7 protein-coding genes and 1 pseudogene are annotated in these 7,431 nt (G+C 67.6%); all 8 read right to left on the reverse strand.

Annotated features, from left to right (window positions below; translation table 11 throughout):
• Nucleotides 1–218, reverse strand: a pseudogene (locus tag B2527_RS02500) (hypothetical protein); the annotation flags it as partial.
• Complete coding sequence (locus B2527_RS02505; protein WP_293705971.1) at nt 215–700, reverse strand: low molecular weight protein-tyrosine-phosphatase; 486 nt, start codon at nt 698–700, stop codon at nt 215–217. The gene B2527_RS02505 and the pseudogene B2527_RS02500, both read right to left, overlap by 4 nt.
• A complete protein-coding gene (kdsB, locus tag B2527_RS02510) occupies nt 697–1,470 on the reverse strand; it encodes a 3-deoxy-manno-octulosonate cytidylyltransferase (protein ID WP_293705972.1) in 774 nt (257 codons plus the stop codon). Before kdsB ends, B2527_RS02505 begins: the two co-directional genes overlap by 4 nt.
• A 69-nt stretch (nt 1,471–1,539) precedes the next feature.
• On the reverse strand, nt 1,540–2,562 hold the full coding sequence (gene lpxK, locus B2527_RS02515; RefSeq protein WP_293705973.1) for a tetraacyldisaccharide 4'-kinase: 1,023 nt from the start codon (nt 2,560–2,562) through the stop codon (nt 1,540–1,542).
• Nucleotides 2,562–4,307 carry a lipid A export permease/ATP-binding protein MsbA gene (msbA, locus tag B2527_RS02520; RefSeq protein WP_279432513.1) on the reverse strand — a complete coding sequence of 582 codons (1,746 nt, stop codon included), beginning with the start codon at nt 4,305–4,307 and terminating at the stop codon, nt 2,562–2,564. Before msbA ends, lpxK begins: the two co-directional genes overlap by 1 nt.
• A complete protein-coding gene (locus B2527_RS02525; RefSeq protein WP_132864328.1) occupies nt 4,304–4,726 on the reverse strand; it encodes an ExbD/TolR family protein in 423 nt (140 codons plus the stop codon). Before B2527_RS02525 ends, msbA begins: the two co-directional genes overlap by 4 nt.
• 6 nt (nt 4,727–4,732) lie before the next feature.
• On the reverse strand, nt 4,733–5,398 hold the full coding sequence (locus B2527_RS02530) for a MotA/TolQ/ExbB proton channel family protein (protein ID WP_192286179.1): 666 nt from the start codon (nt 5,396–5,398) through the stop codon (nt 4,733–4,735).
• 3 nt (nt 5,399–5,401) lie between these two features.
• Nucleotides 5,402–7,431: DNA internalization-related competence protein ComEC/Rec2 (locus tag B2527_RS02535; protein ID WP_293705974.1), on the reverse strand; the 2,030-nt coding region annotated here is incomplete at its 5' end.

A 7,431-nucleotide genomic window follows, 5' to 3' on the forward strand; every position in this document is an offset into this window, starting at 1 on the left:
AACTCGAAACGCGGCACCTGCACCACCACCAGCTGCAGCCGACCCGGATTGCGCGCCTGCCAACCGGTCACCTCGGCCAGGCGTTGCATCGACCATATCGACGCGCCGTTGACGAAGGCGAGCGCCACTGGGCAACCCCGCAGTTCCTGCAGGGTAGCGGGGGCGGCGTTGAGCCAGATGCCGGTCTTGGGCAGTTCCAGTAGGCGCTTTTCGTTCATGTCGGGATTATGCCGGAGTCGTCTCGCCGCAACAGGCGCTGGACGGTTGCCCGTGCGGCGGCATCGACCAGCGCCCAGCTATGTTCAAAATCCTCCTGCCCACCGTAATACGGATCGGGCACCACCGTGGCCCCGGCAATACCGGCCCAGGGCAGCCACAGCACCGCGCGTTCACGCGCATGCTCGGGGGCCAGCGCCCGGGCCTCGGCCAGATTGTCATGATCGGCACAGAAGATGTAGTCGAAATCGAAGAAATCCTCGCGGCGCAGCTGGCGACCACGCAAGCTCGAAATGTCCACGCCTTGACGCCGCGCACAGGCTACCGCGCGTCGATCCGGCGGCTCGCCGGCGTGCCAGCCGGAGGTTCCCGCCGAGTCCACGCTGATCCAGTCCAGTCGCGCCTGCGCGATGCGGGCGCGCAGGGCCCCTTCGCCCATCGGCGAACGGCAGATGTTGCCCAGGCAGACCACCAACAGCTTCAAGGCGCTCCTCGCATCAGGGCATCGGCACGGGCCAGGTCCTCGGCAGTATCGATGCCGGGCGGGAACGGTGCAGGTGACAACGCCACCGCGATCCGGAACCCGGCCTCCAGCACCCGCAACTGCTCCAGCGATTCGACCTGTTCCAGCATGCCCGGCGGCATCGCCGCGAACTGCTGCAGGAAGCCGGCACGATAGCCATAGATGCCGATATGGCGCAGCCAGCTGCCGGCCGGCAGCTCGTCCCGCGAGCGCGCGAACGCATCCCGATGCCACGGGATCGGTGCGCGGCTGAAATACAACGCGTCGCCGCCGACAGTCCGCACCAGCTTGACCACGTTCGGATCGAACAGGGTCGGCGCGTCCTCGACCGGGGTGGCCAGCGTCGACATCGGCGCGCCACTGTCGGCCAGCACGCTGGCGACGGCCTGGATACCCACCGCCGGGGCGAACGGCTCGTCGCCCTGCAGGTTGACCACGATCACGTCGTCCGCCCACCCGGCCTGCCGCGCACATTCGGCCAGACGATCAGTACCGGAGGCGTGGCCGGGATCGGTCATCGCGACATGGATGCCGTCCAGCCCAGCGACGGCATCGGCGATGCGCGCATCGTCGGTTGCCACCCAGACCTCGCGGGCACCGGCATCCAGCGCCCGTCGCGCGACATGCAGCACCATCGGCTCGCCGTGGATCAGCGCCAACGGCTTGCCGGGCAGACGGGTGGAGGCATAACGGGCCGGAATGGCCACGACGAACTCGGGAACCTGCTTCATTTGAACTCCTTGCATGCGGCGACCAACGCGCCAGCGCGTACACCGTCGGTGCCCTCGGGCACCTGCCCTTCACCCGCGTGCCAGCTTGCCCAGGCGGTCCAGCAACGCCACCCAGAACGCGGCCGGCAGCTCGGCCTGCAGCGGTACCGCATAGTGCCAGCGATTGGCGAAGCGCTGGCACTTCACCGCATCCTTCTCGGTCATCAGCACCGGCAACTCGCTGCCGAAGGACAGGTCACCGGCCTGGTAACGATGGTGGTCGGCGAAGGCATGCGGCACCACACCGATGCCACGCGCGCGCAGCATCTGGAAGAACCGCTGTGGATTGGCAATACCGGCCACGGCATGCACGCGCTGGCCGGCGAAGGCCTGCAGCGGCTGGTCCCGTCCACCATTGAGCGGATGGGCGGTATCGATGCGCAGGCGCATGGCCCATTCACCGAAGCCGGAGGCCACCGCCGGCTCCGGCGCGTCACTGGCCTGGCCCAGGTTGACCACGCGGAAGTCGCAATCGCGCGCGCGCGCGGCCGATTCGCGCAGGGGCCCGGCCGGCATCATGCGGCCGTTGCCGTAGCGGCGCGCCGCGTCCACCACTTCGATCTCGATATCGCGCGCCAACCGGTAATGCTGCAGGCCGTCATCACAGACAACCACGTCACAACCGGCCTCCAGCAAAGCCTTGGCCGCCGCGACCCGATCACGATCCACGCGCACCGGCACGCCGGTCTTCCAGGCAATCAGCACCGGCTCATCGCCACCCAATGCCGGCTCCATGTCCGGGGTGATCCAGCGTGCCGTGCCGGCGTCATCGCGGCCATAGCCGCGGCTGGCCACGCCAGGTTTCCAGCCGGCTTCACGCAGGCGCGTGACCAGTTCGATGGTCAACGGCGTCTTGCCCGTACCGCCAGCAGTGATGTTGCCGACCACGATCACCGGCACCGGCACCTGCCGGCGCCGCAACCAGCCGCGCTGGTACAACCACCGACGCAGGCCGGAGACCGCGCCATACAAGGGAGCAACCACACGGGCCGCCAGCGGTACCGGAGCGTCGTCGTACCACCAGCCCGGGGTCTGCGGGCCTCGCTTCTCCATCAGTCCTGGCTCTCCCGGAACTGCATGCGGTACAGGTGCTCATACAGCCCACCCAGCGCCAGCAACTGCTGGTGGGTGCCACGCTCCACGATGCGCCCCTGGTCCATCACCAGCACCTGGTCGGCATGCTCGATGGTGGACAGCCGGTGCGCGATCACCAGCGTGGTGCGGTCGGGCATCAGCTTCTGCAAGGCGTCCTGGACCAGTCGCTCGGACTCGTTGTCCAGCGCCGCGGTGGCTTCGTCCAGGATCAGGATCGGGGCATCCTTGAGCATGGCGCGGGCAATGGCCAGACGCTGGCGCTGGCCGCCGGAGAGCTTGCCGCCCTTGGCGCCCACCTGCGCCTGCAGGCCCTCGGGCAACTGCTCGACGAACTCCAGGGCATTGGCACCGGCAACCGCATCATCCACCTGTTCGGCGCTGCGCTTGTGCAGTTCACCGTAGGCCACGTTCTGCGCGATGCTGCCATTGAACAGGGTGACCTGCTGGCCGACCAGGGCGATCTGCCGGCGCAGGTCGGCCAGCCTGTAATCCTGCAACGGATGACCATCCAACAGGATCTGGCCGGCCTCGATCTCGTAGAAGCGCGGGATCAGCTTGATCAGCGTGGACTTGCCGCTGCCGGACCGGCCGACGATGGCGGTCACGGTGCCGGGTTTGGCGATGAAACTGATGTCTTCCAGTGCGAGCCTGGCTTGTCCCTCATAACGGGCGCTGACGTGCCGGAACTCCAACTCCCCCTTGGCCCTGCCCAATGGCATCTGTCCGGAGTCCACTTCGTCGGCCGCATCGAGTACAAGGAACAGGCGCTGCGCCGAAGCGATGCCGCGCTGGGTCATGTTCTGCACGTTGGTCAGCTGCTTGAGCGCGGGGATGATGGTCAGCATCGCCATCATCAGCGACACGAAATCGCCAACACTCAAGCGCCCGGCCGAAGCCTCATGGCCGGCAATGAACAGCAGCGCAGCCAAACCGACCGCGCCAATCAGCTGCACCATCCCCGAAGAAATACTGCGCGTGGATTCGACCTTCATTGCCAGGCGCAGGTTGGTATTGGCCAGGCCCTCGTAGCGCTCCATTTCGGTAGGTTGCGCGCCATAGATCTTCACCTCTTGCTGGCTCGACAGCGCCTGGTCGGCGGCCTGCAGCAATTCGGCGCTGCTCTCCTGGATGCGATGGCTGATACGCCGGTAGCGCTTGGCCACCTTGTTCATGACCCAGGCCAACGGGGGAGCAAGCACGAAGATCGCCAGAGTTACCTGCCAGCTGTAGATGAACATCATCACCAGCGCGCCCAGCGCCTGCAGTGACTGCTGGAGCACCACTTTCATGGCGTCGATTGCAGCTTGCGCCACCTGGTCGCTATCGGACCCCAGCCGCACCAGCATGGACGGCACGGGCTCGGCGTCAAAGCGTTGGCCGGGCAACCGCATGTACTTGGACAACACGCGCACACGCAGGTCACGTGCGATGCTCCGCGCCGCCTTGCCCATGCCGATGTCTGTCAGGTAGCCCGCAGCCCCGCGCAACAGGAACAAACCAATGATGGCAAGGGGCATCCATGGATTGATGTTCTCCGGATTCACCAGGTTATTGGTGATCGGGCTCATCAGCCCCAGAAAACCCATGCCGGCAGCGGCTTCGATCAGCATGCCCAGCACGGCCATCAACAGCAGTGTGCGATATGGCTTGGCAAAGCCCAGCAATCGCCTGTAAGTCTTCCACGGGCTCACCAAGGCGCTCACTGCTTCACTTCCGGCGCGGTGGCGATGGCGATGCGGCGGAAGCCCAACTGGCCCAGTGCGTCCTGCGCGGTCACTACGGCCTGGTACGGCGTGCGCGCGTCGGCGCGCAGCAGCACGGTCTGCTCGCGGTCATCGCCGCCGGCCTGGGCCAGCACCTGCTTGAGCGACTCCACGTCGGTGCGCAGCACTTCCTGGTCGTTGACGAAGTAACGGCCGTCGGCATTGACCAGCACGCTCAGCGAGCGCGGCGGCGCGCTGTTCTTCTGGTCGCTGGCCGTCGGCAGCTGCACCTGCAGCGTCGAACGCGCATCGAACGTGGTGGTGACCACGAAGAAGATGATCAACACCAGGATCACGTCGATCAGGGGAACCAGATCGATATGCGGCTCATCCGAGTGGCGGTTTTCGCGGATGCGCATCGGGGCTCAGGCCTTTGCGGTCGCGGCAGGCTTCTGTGCGGCCACGCCCTTGGCCGCCGCCATCACCGCCGGTCGGCCATCAAGCGAATCCAGCAAGGCGCTGGCTTCCTGCTCCATCTCGATCACGTAGCCGTCGATGCGGCCACGGAAGTAGCGGTGGAACATCAATGCCGGGATCGCCACGATCATGCCGGTCGCGGTGCACACCAGCGCCTTGCCGATGCCGCCGGCGAGCTGGTTCACGTCACCCACGCCATGGTCGAGGATGCCCAGGAACATCTGGATCATGCCGACCACCGTGCCGAGCAGGCCCAGCAGCGGACCGGCCGAGGCAATGGTGCCCAGGGCATTGAGGAAGCGGCCCATCCGATGCACCAGGTGACGGCCGGTGTCCTCGATGCGCTCACGGATCTGCTCACGCGGCCGGTTGCGCGCTTCCAGCGCGGCCGCCAACAGGGCACCCAGCGGGGAGTTGGCGCGCAGCGAGGCGATATGCGAGGCGTCGAGCTTGCCGCGCGCGGCCCAGTTGCGGACCTCCTCGCCCAGCCCGGGCGGCAGCACTTCGTTACGCCGCAGGCTCCAGAAACGCTCCAGGACTATCGCCAAAGCCAGCACACCCAACAGCAGCAGCGGCAGCATCGGCCAGCCGCCAGCCTTGACCAGTTCCCACACGTTTCAACCCTCCGGCTCGATGGCCGCCTGTTTGCTGGTCGATAGGATAGCAGCCGCCCGCGTCCGCTCCGCGGCATCCCAGCCACGTGAGCGCCAGATCCGCCTTTCACGAAGCTGGATACCCCCTTTCCCCAGCCACACCCGCACCGCGCCACTGCCTGCGGTTTCCAGCAGTTCAGCCCCGCTGCGTTGCCAGCGCTCGCGCACGTCCGCACGTGGATGACCGAACCGGTTGGCGTGCCCGGCCGATACCACGGCCAAGCGCGCGCCAGTGGCGGCAATGAACGCCCGCGTCGACGACCCGCCACTGCCGTGGTGTGGCACCAGCACCACATCGGCCCGCACCGCGCGCGGCGAGCGCCTGACCAGCCCCTGTTCGATCACCGCACCGATGTCGCCGGTCAGCAGGGCCACGCCGTAGGGACCGCCAACCCGCAACACGCAGCTGGACTCGTTGCGCAGGTAGGGGAAGCCGGCGGCAGGATGCAGGAACTCGAACTGCACCCCGTCCCACCACCACTGCTGCCCTGCCTCGCAAGCTGCTGCTTCCGCCCCGGGCATGCCCGGCGGCCCCAGCAACGGCACTCCTGGCATCTCCGCCTGCACCGCCGCCGCCCCGCCGGCATGGTCATGATCACCATGGCTGAGCACCAACCGGTCCAGCCGACGCACACCCAATGCACGCAATGCTTGTACCACCACCCGCTCGCCGGCGTCGAAGCCATCGCGCACGGCCGGCCCGGCGTCGTACAGCAGGGCATGCGCACGGCTGCGCACCAGCACCGACAGCCCTTGGCCGACATCCAGCACCACGATCTCGAACTCACCGTCGCCGGGCAGCTCACGCCACGGCAGCAACAGGGGCAGCCACAGCAGCAGTGCCAGTCCACGCCCCGGCACGCCGCGCGGCAACAGCATCCAGAGTGCCCCCAACAACGCCAGCGGCAGTGCGAACCACGCCGGCTCCGACAGCCACCACAGCGACAGGCGGCTATCGGCCAGGGTTTCGAACAACGGCCACGACAGATCAAAACACCACGCCGACGCGCGCCACGGCAGCGCACCGGCCCCGGTCCAGACCGCCTCGGCGGCTGTTCCCAGCAGTGCCAACGGCACCACGACCAAGCTCCACCACGGGATGGCGACCAGATTGGCCAATGGCCCTACGGCCGAGGCCTGGCCGAACAACAGGACAGTCAACGGCAACAACCCCAGCGTCGCCACCCATTGCGCCGACAAAAATCCCCGCAGCCAGTGCAGCCGCTCCGGCAGGCATTCGGCCAACAGCGCCACGCCGGCGAAGCTCAGCCAGAATCCGGCCACCAGTACCGACAAGGGATCCACCGACAGCACGGCCAACGCGGCCAGCCCCAGGCTTCCGGTCACACTGACCGGACGACGCCACAGCCGGGCCAGCACGATCACCCCGATCATCAGCACCGTACGTACCGTAGGCAACGCGAAGCCCGCTGCCGCTGCATAGACCAGTGCCACGAGGAAGGCCCCGATGGCCGCCGCCTGCAGCCGCGGCAACCAGCGTCCCAGGCCAGGCAGCAACCACCACATCCCGGCGACCAGCCATGCGCCGCAGACGGCGACCATGCCGACGTGGAATCCGGAGATCGCGATCAGGTGGGTCAGGCCGGTCGCGCGCAGGCGCTGCCAATCCAGCTCGCCCAGGCCGCGTGTATCACCCAACGCCAGTGCCTGCACATAGCGCGCGGACCCGGCCCCTACGCTGCCGGCGATACGGTCACTGACCGCCTCACGCCATGCCTGCAACCCCGTGCCTGCGGCCAACCGCCGCGGCGCAGGCAGCACGCGCACCACACCGTTGGCCACCAGCCGCAAGGCCAGCGCATGCCGTTCGGCGTCGAACCCGCCAGGGTTGCTCAAGCCCCGCGGCGCACGCAGCCGGACCTGCAACTGCCACCTCTCCCCCGCCCGCAGCTCCAGCCGCCTCCCCGGCGAGGAAGCACCGAACGGGTCGTACCACGCCAGTTGGAGGCGCTGCCCACGCAGCACGGCCGGCT

Origin of the sequence: Stenotrophomonas sp. UBA7606 (genome assembly GCF_002477705.1) — a bacterium.
Taxonomy (GTDB): Bacteria; Pseudomonadota; Gammaproteobacteria; order Xanthomonadales; family Xanthomonadaceae; genus Stenotrophomonas.